The organism is Pseudomonas sp. UBA6310, assembly GCF_002438225.1.
Classification (GTDB): domain Bacteria; phylum Pseudomonadota; class Gammaproteobacteria; order Pseudomonadales; family Pseudomonadaceae; genus Pseudomonas_O; species Pseudomonas_O kuykendallii.
On record NZ_DJTK01000044.1, the window covers coordinates 1 to 16,585 of the forward strand.

Here is a 16,585-nt window from a genome sequence, read left to right on the forward strand (position 1 = left end):
GCCACATCCACAGGAAGCGCGGATCGTAGGCGCGGCCGCACATTCCGTAGTTACCGGCGCCGAAGCTGCCGCCGATGATCACGGTGAACTTCGGCACGCGGGCGCAGGCCACCGCGTTGACCAGCTTGGCGCCGTGCTTGGCGATGCCGCCGGCCTCGTATTTCTGCCCGACCATGAAGCCGGTGATGTTCTGCAGGAACAGCAGCGGAATGCCGCGCTGGCAGGCCAGTTCGATGAAGTGCGCACCTTTCTGCGCCGATTCGGCGAAGAGAATGCCGTTGTTCGCCAGGATCGCCACCGGGTAGCCATGCAGGTGGGCGAAACCACAGACCAGCGTGGCGCCGAACAGCGCCTTGAATTCGTCGAAGGCCGAGTCGTCCACCAGGCGCGCGATCACTTCGCGCACGTCGAACGGCTGCTTGGCGTCGGCCGGGATCACCCCGTACAGCTCCTCGGCGGCGTAGCGCGGGGCAATCGGCACACGGCTGTTGATCTCGCCCTGCTTGCGCCAGTTGAGGTTGGCGATGCAGCGCCGGGCCAGGGCCAGGGCGTGCTCGTCGTTCTCGGCGTAATGGTCGGCGACGCCGGAGGTCTTGCAATGCACGTCGGCGCCGCCCAGTTCCTCGGCGCTGACCACCTCGCCGGTGGCGGCCTTCACCAGCGGCGGCCCGGCGAGGAATATCGTCGCCTGGTTGCGCACCATGATGGCTTCGTCGGCCATGGCCGGCACGTAGGCGCCGCCAGCGGTGCAGGAGCCCATCACCACGGCGATCTGCGGGATGCCCTGGGCGCTCATGTTGGCCTGGTTGAAGAAGATCCGCCCGAAGTGCTCGCGGTCGGGAAACACCTCGTCCTGGCGCGGCAGGTTGGCGCCGCCGGAGTCCACCAGGTAGATGCACGGCAGGCGGTTCTGCTGGGCGATGGCCTGGGCGCGCAGGTGCTTCTTCACGGTCAAGGGGTAGTAGCTGCCGCCTTTCACCGTGGCGTCGTTGGCGATGATCATGCATTCCACGCCCTCGACGCGGCCGATGCCGGCGACCACGCCGGCGGCCGGAACCTCCTCGCCGTAGACCTCGTGGGCAGCCAGTTGGCCGATCTCGAGAAACGGCGAGCCGAGATCGAGCAACTGGTCGATGCGTTCGCGCGGCAGCAGCTTGCCACGCGCGGTATGACGTTCCTGGGCCTTGGTACCGCCGCCTTCATGGACGCGGGCGAGCAGGGCGCGCAGCGCGTTGACCTGCTCCAGCAGCGCGGCGCAGTTGGCGGCGAACTCGGGCGAACGCGGGTTGATCCGGGTGTGCAGGATGGTCATCTGTGCTTCCTGTAGGGTGCGCCGTGCGCACCATGGCAGTGTGTGCGGTGCGCGCGGCGCACCCTACGGATCACCTGGTCTCGTTGAACAGCTCGCGACCGATCAGCATGCGGCGGATCTCGCTGGTGCCGGCGCCGATCTCGTAGAGCTTGGCGTCGCGCAGCAGCCGGCCGGTGGGGAATTCGTTGATATAGCCGTTGCCGCCGAGGATCTGGATCGCATCCAGGGCCATCTGCGTAGCGCGTTCGGCGGTGTAGAGGATCACCCCGGCGGCGTCCTTGCGCGTGGTCTCGCCGCGGTCGCAGGCCTGGGCCACGGCGTAGAGGTAGGCGCGGCTGGCGTTGAGCTGGGTGTACATGTCGGCGACCTTGCCCTGGATCAGTTGGAACTCGCCGATGCTCTGGCCGAACTGCTTGCGGTCGTGGATGTACGGCACGATCACGTCCATGCATGCCTGCATGATCCCGGTCGGGCCGCCGGAGAGCACCACGCGCTCGTAGTCGAGGCCGCTCATCAGCACGCGCACGCCGCCATTGAGCTGGCCGAGCACGTTCTCTTCCGGCACCTCGACGTCGTCGAAGAACAGTTCGCAGGTGTTGGAGCCGCGCATGCCGAGCTTGTCGAACTTGGTGCCGCGGGAAAAACCCTTCCAGTCGCGCTCGACGATGAAGGCGCTGATGCCGTGCGGGCCTTTCTCCAGGTCGGTCTTGGCGTAGATCACGTAGGTGTCGGCATCCGGGCCATTGGTGATCCAGGTTTTGCTGCCGTTGAGCACGTAGCGGTCGCCGCGCCGGTCGGCGCGCAATTTCATGCTGACCACGTCGGAGCCGGCGTTCGGTTCGCTCATCGCCAGGGCGCCGACGTGCTCGCCGCTGACCAGTTTCGGCAGGTAGCGGGCCTTCTGTTCGGCCGTGCCGTTGCGCTTGATCTGGTTGATGCACAGGTTGGAGTGCGCACCGTAGGAGAGGGCGACCGATGCCGAGCCGCGGCTGATCTCCTCCATGGCGATCACATGGGCCAGATAACCCAGGCCCGAGCCGCCGTATTCCTCTTCGACGGTGATGCCCAGCAGGCCCATGTCGCCGAGCTTGCGCCACATGTCCAGGGGGAACTGGTTGCTGCTGTCGATCTCGGCGGCGCGCGGTGCCAGTTCGCTGGCGACGAATGCCCGGGTTTGCTCGCGGAGCATGTCGAGGGTTTCGCCCAGGGCGAAGTTGAGGCTTGGGTAGCTCATGGTGATCACCTGTTTCTTGTTGTTGTGGTGAGTCGTGCAGCGATCGGCGTCAGGCGGTGGTGGCGGCCATCGCCGCCCGGCAGCGCTCCTCGGCGGTGTCCAGTTCCAGTTTCATTTGTTCGATGTCGAGCAACTGCTGGTCGAGTTGTGCCCGGCGCTCCTCGATCTTGCGCATGAAGGTTTCCAGCTGAACGCGATTGCCCTCGGCCGGATCGTAGAGCTCGATCAGTTCCTTGCATTCGGCCAGGGAGAAGCCGATGCGCTTGCCGCGCAGGATCAGTTTGAGGGTCACCTTGTCGCGGCTGCCGTAGACACGCTCCTGGCCGCGGCGCTCGGGCGCCAGCATGCCCTGCTCCTCGTAGAAGCGGATGGCGCGGGGCGTGATGTCCAGCTCGCGGGCGAGATCGGAGATGGAATAGCGGCTCATCGAGGTGACCTCAGTGTTTGCTTGACGTTAACGTAAAGCAGGGTTGACGTTAACGTCAACCAGATTGGAGCGCTGCCGATTGGCTGGGAGTACGGGGAGTGAAGGCGGGGAGGTTTGTGTCGAGGGTCGGATTTGGGCAGTGAGCGTTCCGCTCAACGAGCTCGACGTGAAGCGCAGGCCGTTGAAAGCTAGAATCTACTTTAGCTTTCAATCGGCCTTTTCAATCAATGATTTAGCGAGCAAACCTCATGTGGCAACTGCGGAGACGGCCTTCTGCTCGCTCGCCGAGACCTTCTGCGCGATCTCGATCAGCTGTTCGCGCATCCAGCGGTTGGCCGGGTCCTGGTCGGTGCTTTCGTGCCAGTAGAGATGGCTTTCGACGTTGGGCACGTCGTTCACCGGCAGGTCGACGTAATGCAGGTCGTGCCGCTTAGCGAAGCGCTCGGGGACGGTCATCGCCATATCGGTCTGTTGCAAAACGGTGGATGCCATCAGGTAATGCTGCGAGCGCAGTACCACTCGGCGCTGGATGCCCATCTTGCCCAGCGACAGGTCGACGTAGCCGAGGCCGCTGCGCCGACTGGAAATGTGGATGTGGCTGAGTGACAGGTAGTCGTCGAGGCTGATCTTCTCCTTCGCCAGCGGATGGCCGCGGCGCAGGGCGCAGACGTAGCGGTCGTCGAGCAGCTTGACGTGGCGTACCTGAGGGTCGGTGTTCAGCGGCGCATCGACGGCGAAATCCAGGCGCCCGGCAGCCAGCTCCTTGGTCATTTCGCGTCGCCGCGACAGCATGCTTTCGATGCACACCTGCGGTGCCAGGCGGCGCAGGCGCTGGAACAGCGGCGGCAGCAGCACGGCCTCGGTGAGATCGGTCATGCTGACCCGGTAGGTCTTGTTCGCCTGCTGCGGGTTGAAGATGCGGCTCTCCTGAACCGACACCCGCAGTAACTGCAGCGCATTGCGCACCGGCCCGATGATGTTCTGCGCCATCGGCGTCGGCACCATGCCTTGGGCGGTACGCACGAACAGCGGGTCGTTGAAGGTTTCGCGCAGGCGGGCGAGGGCGTTGGACACCGCGGGCTGAGTGATGCCGACGATCTGTCCGGCGCGGGTCAGGTTGGCCTCGCTGTAGATGGCGTCGAACACGATGAAGAGGTTGAGGTCGACCTTGCTGAGGTTCATTGTCACGCGTCCTTTTGTCTTTGTTATGGGCCGATCATATATAAGTTATGAATGTTAATACACGACAAAAATAGCTTCGATTAATCCAAATCGCTGCTCTAGCATCTTCTCCATCACTTAACGAAAACCGCCCTAGAAGGTTTGCCGCGATGGATTTCTCCTACTCTCCCAAGGTTCAGGAACTGCGCGAACGCGTCACCGCGTTCATGGAAGCCCATGTGTATCCCGCCGAGCCGGTCTTCGAGCGGCAGGTTGCGGAGGGCGACCGCTGGCAGCCCACGGCGATTATGGAGGAGCTCAAGGCCAAGGCGCGCGCAGAAGGGCTGTGGAACCTGTTCCTGCCGGAGTCCGAGTACGGCGCCGGCCTGACCAACATGGAATACGCGCCGCTGGCGGAGATCATGGGCCGCTCGCTGATGGGCTCCGAGCCGTTCAACTGCTCGGCGCCGGACACTGGCAACATGGAAACCCTGGTGCGCTACGCCAACGAAGCGCAGAAGCAGCAATGGCTGGAACCGCTGCTGAGGGGGGAAATCCGCTCCGCCTTCGCCATGACCGAACCGGGCGTGGCGTCCTCCGACGCTACCAACATGCAGGCGAACGCCGTGCGTGACGGTGACGAGTGGGTGATCAACGGACGCAAGTGGTGGACCTCCGGCGCCTGCGATCCGCGCTGCAAGATCATGATCTTCATGGGCCTGACCAACCCGGATGCGCCGCGTCACCAGCAGCACTCGATGATCCTGGTGCCGAGCGATGCGCCGGGCGTGACCATCCTCCGCCCGCTCCCGGTGTTCGGTTACGACGACGCGCCGCATGGCCACGCCGAAGTGCTGTTCGAGAACGTGCGGGTTCCCTACGAGAACGTGCTGCTGGGTGAAGGGCGCGGGTTCGAGATCGCCCAGGGCCGCCTCGGGCCTGGCCGTATCCACCACTGCATGCGCTCGATCGGCATGGCCGAACGGGCACTGGAGCTGATGTGCAAGCGCGCCGCCAGCCGCACCGCGTTCGGCAAGCCGCTGGCCCGTCTGGGCGGCAACATCGACCACATCGCCAATTCCCGCATCGAGATCAACCAGGCACGCCTGCTGACCCTCAACGCCGCCTATATGATGGACACCGTGGGCAACAAGGTGGCGCAGAGCGAGATCGCGCAGATCAAGGTGGTCGCGCCGAACGTCGCGCTGAACGTCATCGACCGCGCGATCCAGATCCATGGCGGTGCCGGTGTATCCAACGACACTCCGCTGGCATACTTCTGGGCGATGCAGCGCACTCTGCGCCTGGCCGACGGGCCGGACGAAGTGCACCGCATGGCGGTCGGCAAGTACGAGATCGGCAAGTACGTGCCGCGGGAGATGCTGCGCTCGGGGCGTTGATTCCGCGCCAAAAAAAGCCCGCGAAAGCGGGCTTTTTCGTTTTACCTCAGTCCAGCCAGTTCACCCTGGGGAACAGCGCGCGGAAGGCTTCCGGCATCGCCACCACCCGCGACTGCCGATAGTCGAAGAACACGAAGCCGGACTTGGCCATGGCGATCAGCCGGCCATCGGCGGGCCGGGTGATGCGGAAGGTGATGTCGCCGCCGTAACGGTTGAAGTCCATCACGCCCACCTCGAACAGCAACTGATCGCGGGCATGAGCCTCGGCCCTGTAGGTGGTGGCGAGGTCGGTGACGATGATGCCGCTGCCGTCGCTGCGCGATTCGCCGATGCCGTACTCGAACAGGAAGCGCGCACGGGCCTCGGAAATCATCGAGATCATCGAATCGTTGCCCAGGTGGTTGGCGCCGTTGATGTCGGTGATGCGCACGGTCAGCTGGGTGCTGAAGCAGTATTGGTCTTCCGGGAAGTCGAGAATCAGGCGGGCCATGTCGGCAACTCTATGGGGCGGGAGGGGAGGGAAAACCCGGCCTCGGGCGAGGCCGGGAGCTGACGGCTTCAGCTTTCGGAGGTATGCGATTTGGCCGAGCCGATCAGGCCGTCGGCGCGGAACATGTGCTTGATGCCGCGCACCGCCTGGCGGATCCGGTCCTGGTTCTCGATCAGGGCGAAGCGCACGTGGTCGTCACCGTAGTCGCCGAAGCCGACGCCGGGCGACACGCAGACCTTGGCATCGGTGAGCAGTTTCTTGGCGAATTCCAGCGAGCCGAGCGCCGCGTAGGCGTCGGGAATCTTCGCCCAGACGTACATCGACGCCTTGGGATTCTCGACCATCCAGCCGGCCTCGTGCAGGCCCTTGACCAGCACGTTGCGACGCTGGCGGTACTGCTCGGCGATATCGCGCACGCACTGCTGGTCGCCTTCAAGAGCGGCGATCGCGGCGACCTGCAGCGGCGTGAAGGTGCCGTAGTCGTGATAGCTCTTGATCCGCGCCAGAGCGTTCACCAGCTGCTTGTTGCCGACCATGAAGCCGATTCGCCAGCCGGCCATGTTGTAGCTCTTGGACAGGGTGAAGAACTCCACCGCGATGTCCTTGGCGCCGGGCACCTGCATGATCGAGGGCGCCTTCCAGCCGTCGTAGACGATGTCGGCGTAGGCCAGGTCGTGCACCACCAGCACGTCGTACTGCTTGGCCAGCGCGACCACGCGCTCGAAGAAATCCAGCTCGACGCACTGCGCGGTCGGGTTGGAGGGGAAACCGAGGATCATCATCTTCGGCTTAGGGATCGATTCGCGGATCGCCCGTTCCAGTTCGGTGAAGAAGTCGATGCCCGGCACCAGCGGGACGGAGCGTACCTGGGCGCCGGCGATCACCGCGCCGTAAATGTGGATCGGGTAGCTGGGGTTGGGCACCAGCACCGTATCGCCATGGTCCAGCGTGGCGAGCATCAGGTGGGCCAGGCCTTCCTTGGAGCCGATGGTGACGATGGCCTCGTCTTCCGGATCGATGTCCACCTGATAGCGATCGGCATACCAGCGCGAGATCGCCCGGCGCAGGCGCGGAATGCCGCGCGAGGTGGAATAGCCATGGGTGTCTTCGCGCTGGGCCACGCTGCAGAGCTTCTCGACGATGTGCGGCGGGGTAGGCCCGTCCGGGTTGCCCATCGACAGGTCGATGATGTCCTCGCCACGACGGCGCGCGGCCATCTTCAGCTCGCCAGTGATGTTGAAAACGTAGGGGGGGAGACGATCGATACGCGCGAAGCGGCGCGCGGTGCGGACTTCAGTCATGCTTGCCTCGAAAACGTGAGCGCCCGGAACCGTCCGAGCGACGTCGGCCACTGCGGTGGCCAGGCCGGACAATAAGGCCCGGCGCAGGCTTTGTCGAGCGTCTCGATGCGCGCAGCATAGCGGTTGCTGGCCGCCACGAACGATAGGCTTTCCGGCGACTCGAACGGCAACGCTCATTTGGACGCCCAGATGGTTCCGCCCTGCACAACGAGAGAGAACCTTATCCGATGACTCGCCGCTCCATCGTCCTGGGCCTGTTTACTGCCAGCCTTTCCGTGACGCTGCCGGCGGCGGCCATGTCCGAACAGTGGTTCCAGGCCGAGGCCGACACGCTCTTCGCGCCGCTGATAGCGCAGTACGACGTACCCGGCCTGGCGGTCGGCGTGACCTGGCAGGGCAGGCACTATGTGTTCACCAAAGGGCTGGCGAACCGCGAAGCGGCGACGAGGGTGTCCCGCCAGACGCTGTTCGAGCTGGGCTCGCTGAGCAAGACCTTCAACGTAACCCTGGCGGCGCTGGCCCAGGAACGCGCGCTGTTGTCGCTCGATGACCGGGTTGGCGCGCATCTGAAGCCGCTCGACGGCAGCCCGGCCGGAGAGCTGAGCCTGATGGACCTGGCCACGCACCAGAGCAGTGGCATGCCCTTGCAGGTGCCGGATCAGGTCAAAGATGACAACGGCCTGATGAACTGGCTGCGGCAGTGGAAACCCACGCCGGGCGCCGGTCATGAGCGCTCCTACTCCAACCTCAGCATCGGCCTGCTGGGGCGTGTTTCCGCCCAGGCGTTCGGCCAGCCCTACGCCCAGGCGCTGCATGATCAGGTGCTCGCGCCGCTGGCGCTGAATCACAGCTACGTTCAGGTGCCGGCCGCTCGGATGCCGGATTACGCCTACGGCTACGCGCGGCAGGACAACAAGGCCATTCGCGTGAGCCCGGGTGTCCTCGATGCCGAGGCCTACGGCGTGAAATCGAACGTCGACGACATGCTGCGTTTCATCGATATCAACCTGGGCGAGGCAAGCGTGCCGGCGCCGCTGGCGGCGGCCATCGAGACGACCCATCAGGGCGTGACGCGTACCCAGAACTTCACCCAGGCGATGGTCTGGGAGCGCTACCCCTGGCCGCTTTCCCGCGAGCAACTGCTGGCCGGCAACGCGCCGTCCATGGCCTTGGAAGCGCAGCCTGCGACTCGACTGCCGAAGCGGGAAACAAACGAGCAGGGCGTGCTGTTCGGCAAGACCGGCTCGACCAATGGCTTTGGCGGCTACGTGGCCTTCGTGCCGGACGAGCGCATCGGCGTGGTGATGCTGGCCAACCGCAACGTGCCCCTCGAAGCTCGCGTGCGGGCGTCCTATGCGCTGTTGCAGCAGGTGCTGAAGGCGCAGCGCTGAGGGCCAGGCATTCTTCGGGCGCAGGAGCATGCCAAAGCCCCAATGCGCGTAGCGCCTTTTTTCGCGGCGCGGGTTTCCGGCGCCGAGCAATCCGTCCCGACGAAATTCCGACCCTGTTTGGCCAGCGCCATCCGCTCGGCAACTGCGTCGGCCGGCAGCGCGGCGCTTCGCTTCAAATCTTCGATGGCATAAAAAAGCCCCGCCGGGGCGGGGCTTCGGTTGGCTTGGAACTCAGCGTTCCATGACCTGCTTGACCTGCGATTGCGGGATCTGCTGCTTGCGACCGTCGCTGTCCTCGAATTCCAGCAGGCCGGTGTCTTCGTCCAGCTCCGGCTTGCTGTCGCTGCTGAGCATCTGCCCGTCGTTGGTGGCGATGATGTAGTCGTGGGCGCAACCGGCCAGACCGAGTACGCAGAAGACGGCAAAAATCCACTGTTTCATGCTGTAGCTCCTTACGGGATCGTGATTCGCCAAAGGCGTTCCCAGGTTCTGACAAGCCTGAGCAACGGATGCTCCCCAAGAAAAGAAAAAGCCCCGCACTGGGCGGGGCTCCTTCCTTGCTGCTGCGTCGCTATCAGGCCTGGACGACCGGGATATTGGCGCTGGCAGCCGCTTCCTTGTACTCGGCGATCTGGTCGAAGGACAGGTAGCGGTAGACGTCGGCAGCCATGCTGTCGATGTTCGCCGCGTAGCCCATGTACTCCTCGACGGTCGGCAGCTTGCCGAGGATCGACGCGACCGCTGCCAGTTCGGCGGAGGCCAGGTAGACGTTGGCACCGTCGCCCAGGCGGTTCGGGAAGTTACGCGTGGAGGTGGAAACCACGGTGGAGTTCGACGCCACGCGTGCCTGGTTGCCCATGCACAGCGAGCAGCCCGGCATTTCCATGCGTGCGCCGGCCTTGCCGTAGATGCCGTAGTAGCCTTCCTCGGTCAGCTGGTGCTGGTCCATCTTGGTCGGCGGCGACAGCCACAGGCGGGTCGGAATAGAGCCCTTGACCTTGTCCAGCAGTTTCCCGGCGGCGCGGAAGTGACCGATGTTGGTCATGCACGAACCGATGAACACTTCGTCGATCTTCTCACCGGCGACGGTGGACAGCAGGCGGGCATCATCCGGGTCGTTCGGCGCGCAGAGCACCGGCTCCGTAACTTCCGCCAGATCGATTTCGATGACTTCGGCGTACTCGGCGTCGGCATCGGCTTCCATCAGCTTCGGATCGGCCAGCCAGGCTTCCATCGCCTTGGCGCGGCGCTCCAGGGTGCGGGCGTCGCCGTAACCTTCACCGATCATCCAGCGCAGCAGGGTGATGTTGGAGTTCAGGTATTCGGCGATGGCGCCTTCCGGCAGCTTGATGGTGCAACCGGCAGCCGAGCGCTCGGCCGAGGCGTCGGACAGCTCGAACGCCTGCTCGACGGTCAGCTCGTTGAGGCCTTCGATCTCGAGGATGCGGCCGGAGAAGATGTTCTTCTTGCCTTTCTTCTCGACGGTCAGCAGGCCTTTCTGGATCGCGTAGTAGGGAATCGCGTGAACCAGGTCGCGCAGGGTGATGCCGGGCTGCATCTTGCCCTTGAAGCGCACCAGCACGGATTCCGGCATGTCCAGCGGCATGACGCCGGTGGCGGCGGCGAACGCCACCAGGCCGGAACCGGCCGGGAAGGAGATGCCGATCGGGAAGCGGGTGTGCGAGTCGCCGCCGGTGCCGACGGTGTCGGGCAGCAGCATGCGGTTCAGCCAGCTGTGGATGATGCCGTCACCTGGACGCAGCGACACGCCGCCACGGTTGCGGATGAAGTCCGGCAGCGTGTGGTGGGTGGTGACGTCGATCGGCTTCGGATAGGCCGCGGTGTGGCAGAAGGACTGCATCACCAGGTCGGCGGAGAAGCCCAGGCAAGCCAGGTCCTTCAGCTCGTCGCGGGTCATCGGGCCGGTGGTGTCCTGCGAGCCGACGGTGGTCATCTTCGGTTCGCAGTAGGTGCCCGGGCGCACGCCCTCGACGCCGCACGCCTTGCCGACCATCTTCTGCGCCAGGGTGAAACCCTTGGTGCTGGCAACGGGCTGGTCAGGCTTCTTGAACAGGTCGGCGGCGGGCAGGCCCAGCTCGGCGCGGGCCTTGTCGGTCAGGCCACGGCCGACGATCAGCGGAATACGGCCGCCGGCGCGGACTTCGTCGAGCAGCACCGGGGTCTTCAGTTCGAAGGTGGTGATGACTTCGTCGGTGCCGTGCTTGCAGACCTTGCCGGCATGCGGATAGACGTCGATCACGTCGCCCATGTTGATGTTCGACACGTCGAACTCGATCGGCAGGGCGCCTGCGTCTTCCATGGTGTTGTAGAAGATCGGCGCGATCTTCGAGCCGAAGCAGAAGCCGCCCGCGCGCTTGTTCGGCACGTAGGGGATGTCGTCGCCGAAGAACCACAGCACCGAGTTGGTGGCGGATTTGCGCGACGAACCGGTACCGACCACATCACCCACGTAGGCGACCGGGAAGCCCTTGGCGCGGATCTCCTCGATCTGCTTCAGCGGGCCGATGGAGCCCGGCTGGTCGGGAACGATGCCGTCGCGGGCCATCTTCAGCATGGCCAGGGCGTGCAACGGGATGTCCGGGCGCGACCAGGCGTCAGGCGCCGGCGACAGGTCATCGGTGTTGGTTTCGCCGGTGACCTTGAACACGGTCAGGCTGTATTTCTCGGCGATCGCCGGCTTCTTGGTGAACCACTCGCCGTCGGCCCAGGATTGCAGCACTTCCTTGGCGGCGGCGTTGCCGCTCTTGGCCTTCTCGGCCACGTCGTGGAAGGCGTCGAACATCAGCAGGGTGTGCTTCAGCTGCTCGGCGGCGGTGGCTGCCAGTTCGGCGTCGTCGAGCATCTCGACCATGGTGACGATGTTGTAGCCGCCCTGCATGGTGCCGAGCAGTTCGACAGCGCGCTTCTTGTCGATCAGCGGGGAAGTGGCTTCGCCCTTGGCCAGCGCGGAAAGGAAACCGGCCTTGACGTAGGCGGCTTCATCGACGCCCGGCGGTACGCGGTTGGTGAGCAGATCGAGGAGGAATTCTTCTTCGCCGGCGGGCGGGTTCTTCAACAGCTCGACCAGGCCTGCGGTCTGCTCGGCGTTCAGCGGCTGGGGCACGATACCCTGGGCGGCACGCTCTTGTACGTGTTTGCGGTAGGCTTCAAGCACAGTTTTACCCTCATCAGTGGTCCCGGAGGACACATAGTGGAAACCGACTTACGCATGCGCTTCTCCGCTTCTTGGGCGGGTCGGCCAGGGTCCGTCGGTTTCCATCCAGAAGCTGTTTTCAAAGTTTTACGCCGCAGGATCGGGCTTGATGAGGGCTGGCGCATTGCAGGTCGAGCGGGTCGACATGCCTGCGCCAACGAATCGTCCTGACGGGAGTTACTGTGCTCGTGACGCTTTGAAAACAGCTTCGAACGGACATTGGCGCCGAAAACGGCGGAGCTCATCCTACCGGAAAACGGGTGCGAAGTTAAGCCGCGGACCGGCAGTCGGACGGGGTGACCGGTGTTAGACAAAGGGCTAAGATGCCGGCCTGTTTCGCCGCCCGCCTTTCGTTGTTCGCCATGTCCAATCAGCGCATCAAGACGCCCTGCGTCGGTCTCTGCTCCACCGTCTACGGCGATCTGGTCTGCCGAGGCTGCAAGCGCTTCCACCATGAAGTGGTCAACTGGAACGCCTATAACGAGGACGAGCGCCGCGCGGTGTGGGCGCGTCTCGAGGTGCTTCTCGATCAGGTCATGCAGGCCAAGCTGGAGGTGTTCGATACCTCGCGCCTGCGCCAGCAGCTCGAACAGCGGCAGATCCGCTTCGTCCCCGAACAGTCGGCGTACTGCTGGGCCTACCAACTGATCGCCCGTGGCGCGCGGGTGATCAGCCAGCTGGATGCCTATGGCGTGGTGCTGATGCCGGAGTTTCGCGGCTGGACGCTGCCTGACCTGCGCGACGCCATCGACCGCGAGTTCTTCATCCTGTCCGAGGCGCACTACGAGCGCTACATCGCGCCGAAATTCCTCCGCGAAGGTGTCGAGCAACGCTTCCCCTGAGACGCACCCGCGCAACGAAAAAGCCGCCCGGAGGCGGCTTTTTCATGGGCGTCGTTCAGCGCTGGGCGACCAGTTCCTCAAGGTGGTCGATGATGTCGTCCGGCTTCAACACCAGCACATCGCTGTCCAGCGAATCCAGCACCACTTCGGCGGTATTGCCGATCAGCGCGCCGGAAAATCCGCTGCGCCCCACCGTGCCGAGCACCGTGACGGCGGCGTGCAACTGGTCCGCCACCTGGGGAATCACCACGTCGGCCGGGCCTTCGCAGACGTGCAGGCGTTCCGCCGGTACGTCGTACTCCGTCTGGAACACCGCGCACGCCTCCCGGTAGCGCGCCTCGATGGTCTCGCTGAGCTGGAAGGTCGGATCGGCAGAAGCAAGCATCGCCGCCGGGTGGGCGCTGACGACGTGCAGCGAGGCATTGGCCAGTTCGGCGATGTCGTAGGCATGACTGACGATGCTGGCGTGCAGCGTGCGGTGCTCGCTGTCCGAGTTGCCGACATCGACGGCAGCGAGCACCTTGCCGCCGGTCCAGAGCCTGTCGGTTTTCACCATCAGCACCGGGGCAGGGCAGTAACGCAGCAGTTTCCAGTCATCCGGAGTCAGCAGCAGGCGCTTGAGGGCGTTTTCCGCCACGTGCTGCTTGATCACCAGCCCGCAGCCTTCGGCCTGCTGGGCGTTGATCACCGTCTGGTGAGGAGTGTCCTGCCAGGCTTGCTGCGCGCTGGCGCTGTAGCCGTCCCGCTCCAGTTCGCTGACCAGCTCGTTGAGGTAGGTGGCGTGCTGGCGCTTGTTGTCGCAGACCAGCAGATGCAGGTGCGACTGGGTTACGCCGGCGATGAGGCGGGCGCGCTTGAGTGCCAGGTCATCGGTCTGATCGGGCTGTATGACCACCAGGATGCTGCGGATGGCGTGCATGGTGCTGTCCCTCGTGCCTGTTTCGACCCGAATGACTGTAGACGCTGGGTCCGGCGCCGCGGTTGATGCATATCAACCGCGCCAGGCTGGCCCTGCGACGGTGCATTCGTATAATGCTGCGCTTCGCGATATCGACCCGAGCCGCCATGCCTTTCCACACCGTCTCCCCGCGTTCCGCCGTTCGCCTTCTGCTTCATGGGGAGCGTGCGCATGCTGCCTGAGATCGGTGAATTCCTCGGTTGCAGCACGCCGGACGCCTGGATCGCCGCCGCGTTGCAGCAGCAGGACGTGATGCTGCTGGATCACAAGAACTGCGAGTTCAAGGCCGCGTCCACGGCGCTCAGCCTGATCGCCCGCTACAACGCGCACCTCGACCTGATCAACTATATGTCCCGCCTGGCCCGCGAGGAGCTGGTGCACCACGAGCAGGTCCTGCGCCTGCTGAAGAAGCGCAGGATCGGCCTGCGCCCGGTTTCCGCCAGCCGCTACGCCTCCGGCCTGCGCAGCACGGTGCGCAGCCATGAGCCGCAGAAGCTGGTGGACACGCTGGTGGTGGGCGCCTTCATCGAGGCGCGCAGCTGCGAGCGCTTTGCCGCGCTGGTGCCGCATCTGGACGAGGAACTGGGCAAGTTCTACTACGGGCTGCTGAAGTCCGAGGGCCGGCATTTCCAGAACTACCTGCGTTTCGCCTATCAGTACGGCGACGCCGCGGATGTCGAGCAGACGATCGAGCGGGTGAGGGCGGCGGAAGCCGAGCTGATCCAGAGCCCGGACAGCGAGCTCCGCTTCCACAGCGGCGTGCCGGCCTGATCGATCAGGCATTCGCCAATCCGTTCAACCCCGTGCCGCGTTGGCAGCTTCCTTGCGCAGATGGGTCATCACCTGGTCGGCCACCTCGGCCAGGCGTTTGCCGCTGTCCATCGCAGTGCGCAGCAGTTGCTCGTGGGCGGCCTGCTCGCTCAGTTGATAGCGTTTCATCAGCAGGTTTTTCGCCTGATCGACGCGTTTGCGCTCGCTGAGGGTGCTGCGCGCGTCCTTCAATTCCTCGCCCAGTGCTTGCAGGCGCTGCGTCTGTTCGTGAACCAGGTCGAGGATCGAGCGGTTCAGCTGGCTGCCGATACCGTCCTGCGGCGAGCCGTCGAGCGCGGTGCCCTGGACGTTGAACAGCACCGGCTGGGTGTTCGCGGCATTCCCGACCAGGCGCTTGAGCAATGCGCGGTGGTTGTCGAGATCGGCGCCGGCATCGGCGATGCTCTGCCGGCAGCGTTGCAGCAGGTCCCGGGCCAGCAGGTTCTCGACCTGTTTCATCGCATCGATGCGCCGGGTGCAGACGTCGAACCACAGCTCACCGAGATCGGCGTCCACCGCCGCGTTCTTCGCCGTGCGTTGTGCGACCCCGCGCAGCGATCGCAATTGGGCCTCCATGTCGCCCGCCAGGAGATCTTCCCAGACCGCCAGCGCGGACGAGTTGGCGTACTCGCGGAAGATGTCGAAGCAGCGCTGCTGCCCTTCGAGCAGGTGGCGCATTCGTTCATGCTGCGCGTCGTCGAGGTAGCCGGCGGCGAACCCGGCGACGCCGGTCGCGCGCTCCTGGCCGGCGAGCTCCTTGCCCTGCATGAAGTTGAACATCGCCACCAGGGCGCGGGTGAGCTCGGGGTCGAGGGCGGTGTCGGCGGCCTCGAAGACCACGGCGAGCAGGCCACCGATCAGGCGGGTGAAGCCCGTCATCGCTTCGCTGGAGGTCACCCGCTGTTCGCGGACGCGGCGGCGCAGGCGCGGCAGGTCGTCGAGGCTGTAGAGGACGAAGGCGATCCGGTTGAGCAGCCGCGCCTTGTCCGTCGAGCCGCCGAGATCGAGCTGCTCCAGGCAGTCGCGCAGCTGCTTCTCGCTGTGCCGGGACTCGTCGCTGAGGCGGTCGAGGGTGGTCAGCAGGCGCTCCTGAACGTTGCCCAGGTACATGTTCGAGTAGCCGCGCTCCTTCTGCAGGGCATGCACCAGCTGGCTGATCATCGTTACCAGTTCGCAGGTGACGGCCAGGCTTTCCAGGCTCTGCAGTTCGCAGCGGCGGGCGGCGAGCATGAAGCGCAGGGCGGCGGGCATGCTGTCGTCGGTCATGGTCTTGCTCCTTCAAAGGATCGCGGCCGCTCCATGGTCGCGCATGGAGGCACCGGCGAACTGATGCACGTGGCATGCCGCCACTTCGCCGATCACCAGCACGGCAGGGCTTTGCAGGGCGAAGTCCGCGGCGTCCCGTTGCATGCGCGAGAGCGTGGAGCGGCACTCGCGCTGGCCCGGCAGCGAGGCCTGCTCGATCATCGCCACCGGGGTGTCGGCCGGGAGGCCTCCGGCCAGAAGATGATTGCGGGTTTCGCCCAGCTTGGCCACGCCCATGTAGACCACCAGCGTCGTGCCGCTGCGCGCCAGGGCCGACCAGTCGGGGCTGGCGCCGTCCTCGGTATGCGCCGTGACCAGGGTGACCCCGCGAGCCACGCCGCGCAGGGTAAGCGGGATGCCGCACTGGGTGGCGGCGGCCAGCCCGGCGGTGATGCCGTTGACGATTTCGCAGGCGACGCCATGTCCGGCCAGCCATGCCGCTTCTTCGCCGCCACGGCCGAAGATGCACGGGTCGCCGCCCTTCAGGCGTGCCACGCAGCGGCCCTGGCGGGCGTAGCGCAGCATCAGGCGCTGGATGAATGCCTGCGGGGTGGAGCGGCAGCCGCCGCGCTTGCCGACGCGCAGGACGCGCGCCTGCGGACAGTGCGCGAGGACCTGCGGATTGACCAGGTCGTCGAGCAGCACCACTTCGGCTTCGCCCAGGGCACGCACGGCCTTGAGGGTGAGGAGTTCCGGATCGCCGGGGCCGGCGCCGATCAGCCAGACTTTCGCGTTCATTC

The 16,585-nt window shown here is 65.1% G+C and carries 15 protein-coding genes; 4 read left to right on the forward strand and 11 right to left on the reverse strand.

What is annotated here, in order from left to right; all coding sequences use genetic code 11:
• The 4 genes from B3E91_RS10350 to B3E91_RS10365 form a co-directional block, all read right to left on the reverse strand.
• Positions 1 to 1,312, reverse strand: a 1,312-nt coding sequence (locus B3E91_RS10350; protein WP_287029348.1) for a carboxyl transferase domain-containing protein, incomplete at its 3' end; no start/stop codon positions are given.
• Between the two features lie 70 nt (positions 1,313 to 1,382).
• A complete protein-coding gene (locus B3E91_RS10355; protein WP_287029349.1) occupies positions 1,383 to 2,546 on the reverse strand; it encodes an isovaleryl-CoA dehydrogenase in 1,164 nt (387 codons plus the stop codon).
• A 49-nt stretch (positions 2,547 to 2,595) separates the two neighbouring features.
• Positions 2,596 to 2,973: a MerR family transcriptional regulator gene (locus tag B3E91_RS10360; protein ID WP_273233391.1), complete on the reverse strand. Its 378-nt coding sequence runs from the start codon at positions 2,971 to 2,973 to the stop codon at positions 2,596 to 2,598.
• Between the two features lie 246 nt (positions 2,974 to 3,219).
• Positions 3,220 to 4,155 (reverse strand): LysR family transcriptional regulator, encoded by a 936-nt coding sequence (locus B3E91_RS10365; RefSeq protein ID WP_287029350.1) that lies wholly within the window; start codon positions 4,153 to 4,155, stop codon positions 3,220 to 3,222.
• Between the two features lie 149 nt (positions 4,156 to 4,304).
• On the opposite strand from B3E91_RS10365, the gene B3E91_RS10370 reads away from it, so the two are divergent.
• Positions 4,305 to 5,534: an acyl-CoA dehydrogenase gene (locus B3E91_RS10370; RefSeq protein WP_273233396.1), complete on the forward strand. Its 1,230-nt coding sequence runs from the start codon at positions 4,305 to 4,307 to the stop codon at positions 5,532 to 5,534.
• Positions 5,535 to 5,580: 46 nt separating this feature from the next.
• Here the strand turns inward: B3E91_RS10370 and B3E91_RS10375 are convergent, their stop codons facing one another.
• Both B3E91_RS10375 and alaC read right to left on the reverse strand, forming a co-directional pair.
• Entirely contained in the window at positions 5,581 to 6,024 is a 444-nt protein-coding gene (locus B3E91_RS10375) for a thioesterase family protein (RefSeq protein ID WP_287029352.1), read from the reverse strand.
• A gap of 68 nt (positions 6,025 to 6,092) precedes the next feature.
• A complete protein-coding gene (gene alaC / locus B3E91_RS10380) occupies positions 6,093 to 7,325 on the reverse strand; it encodes an alanine transaminase (RefSeq protein WP_287029353.1) in 1,233 nt (410 codons plus the stop codon).
• 227 nt (positions 7,326 to 7,552) lie between these two features.
• On the opposite strand from alaC, the gene ampC reads away from it, so the two are divergent.
• Positions 7,553 to 8,716, forward strand: coding sequence for a class C beta-lactamase (gene ampC / locus B3E91_RS10385; protein ID WP_287029355.1), 1,164 nt, complete (start codon positions 7,553 to 7,555; stop codon positions 8,714 to 8,716).
• Between the two features lie 231 nt (positions 8,717 to 8,947).
• Here the strand turns inward: ampC and B3E91_RS10390 are convergent, their stop codons facing one another.
• Both B3E91_RS10390 and acnB read right to left on the reverse strand, forming a co-directional pair.
• Entirely contained in the window at positions 8,948 to 9,157 is a 210-nt protein-coding gene (locus tag B3E91_RS10390) for a YgdI/YgdR family lipoprotein (protein WP_090230619.1), read from the reverse strand.
• Between the two features lie 133 nt (positions 9,158 to 9,290).
• On the reverse strand, positions 9,291 to 11,891 hold the full coding sequence (gene acnB / locus B3E91_RS10395; protein ID WP_287029356.1) for a bifunctional aconitate hydratase 2/2-methylisocitrate dehydratase: 2,601 nt from the start codon (positions 11,889 to 11,891) through the stop codon (positions 9,291 to 9,293).
• A 401-nt stretch (positions 11,892 to 12,292) separates the two neighbouring features.
• Here acnB and B3E91_RS10400 point away from each other — a divergent pair, with 401 nt between their 5' ends.
• Positions 12,293 to 12,772, forward strand: a complete 480-nt coding sequence (locus B3E91_RS10400; protein WP_090231071.1) for a DUF1289 domain-containing protein — start codon at positions 12,293 to 12,295, stop codon at positions 12,770 to 12,772.
• Positions 12,773 to 12,827: 55 nt separating this feature from the next.
• Here B3E91_RS10400 and B3E91_RS10405 read toward each other — a convergent pair whose 3' ends face one another.
• A complete protein-coding gene (locus B3E91_RS10405; protein ID WP_090230624.1) occupies positions 12,828 to 13,691 on the reverse strand; it encodes a universal stress protein in 864 nt (287 codons plus the stop codon).
• Positions 13,692 to 13,901: 210 nt separating this feature from the next.
• On the opposite strand from B3E91_RS10405, the gene B3E91_RS10410 reads away from it, so the two are divergent.
• Entirely contained in the window at positions 13,902 to 14,501 is a 600-nt protein-coding gene (locus tag B3E91_RS10410; protein WP_287029358.1) for a tRNA-(ms[2]io[6]A)-hydroxylase, read from the forward strand.
• 24 nt (positions 14,502 to 14,525) lie between these two features.
• On the opposite strand, the gene B3E91_RS10415 is transcribed toward B3E91_RS10410, so the two are convergent.
• Together B3E91_RS10415 and cobA are read right to left on the reverse strand one after the other, a co-directional pair.
• Positions 14,526 to 15,806: a nitrate regulatory protein gene (locus tag B3E91_RS10415; protein ID WP_287029359.1), complete on the reverse strand. Its 1,281-nt coding sequence runs from the start codon at positions 15,804 to 15,806 to the stop codon at positions 14,526 to 14,528.
• Positions 15,807 to 15,818: 12 nt separating this feature from the next.
• Positions 15,819 to 16,583, reverse strand: coding sequence for a uroporphyrinogen-III C-methyltransferase (gene cobA, locus B3E91_RS10420; RefSeq protein ID WP_282338553.1), 765 nt, complete (start codon positions 16,581 to 16,583; stop codon positions 15,819 to 15,821).
• Positions 16,584 to 16,585 lie beyond the last annotated feature (2 nt).

Bases quoted from the DNA above. Each gene is read 5' to 3' on its own strand.
- B3E91_RS10405 (WP_090230624.1), bottom strand. From the start codon at position 13,691: ATGCACGCCATCCGCAGCATCCTGGTGGTCATACAGCCCGATCAGACC.
- B3E91_RS10410 (WP_287029358.1), top strand. From the start codon at position 13,902: ATGCTGCCTGAGATCGGTGAATTCCTCGGTTGCAGCACGCCGGACGCC.
- B3E91_RS10390 (WP_090230619.1), bottom strand. From the start codon at position 9,157: ATGAAACAGTGGATTTTTGCCGTCTTCTGCGTACTCGGTCTGGCCGGT.
- B3E91_RS10370 (WP_273233396.1), top strand. From the start codon at position 4,305: ATGGATTTCTCCTACTCTCCCAAGGTTCAGGAACTGCGCGAACGCGTC.
- B3E91_RS10375 (WP_287029352.1), bottom strand. From the start codon at position 6,024: ATGGCCCGCCTGATTCTCGACTTCCCGGAAGACCAATACTGCTTCAGC.
- B3E91_RS10355 (WP_287029349.1), bottom strand. From the start codon at position 2,546: ATGAGCTACCCAAGCCTCAACTTCGCCCTGGGCGAAACCCTCGACATG.
- cobA (WP_282338553.1), bottom strand. From the start codon at position 16,583: ATGAACGCGAAAGTCTGGCTGATCGGCGCCGGCCCCGGCGATCCGGAA.
- B3E91_RS10365 (WP_287029350.1), bottom strand. From the start codon at position 4,155: ATGAACCTCAGCAAGGTCGACCTCAACCTCTTCATCGTGTTCGACGCC.
- B3E91_RS10360 (WP_273233391.1), bottom strand. From the start codon at position 2,973: ATGAGCCGCTATTCCATCTCCGATCTCGCCCGCGAGCTGGACATCACG.
- B3E91_RS10400 (WP_090231071.1), top strand. From the start codon at position 12,293: ATGTCCAATCAGCGCATCAAGACGCCCTGCGTCGGTCTCTGCTCCACC.
- B3E91_RS10415 (WP_287029359.1), bottom strand. From the start codon at position 15,806: ATGACCGACGACAGCATGCCCGCCGCCCTGCGCTTCATGCTCGCCGCC.
- ampC (WP_287029355.1), top strand. From the start codon at position 7,553: ATGACTCGCCGCTCCATCGTCCTGGGCCTGTTTACTGCCAGCCTTTCC.
- alaC (WP_287029353.1), bottom strand. From the start codon at position 7,325: ATGACTGAAGTCCGCACCGCGCGCCGCTTCGCGCGTATCGATCGTCTC.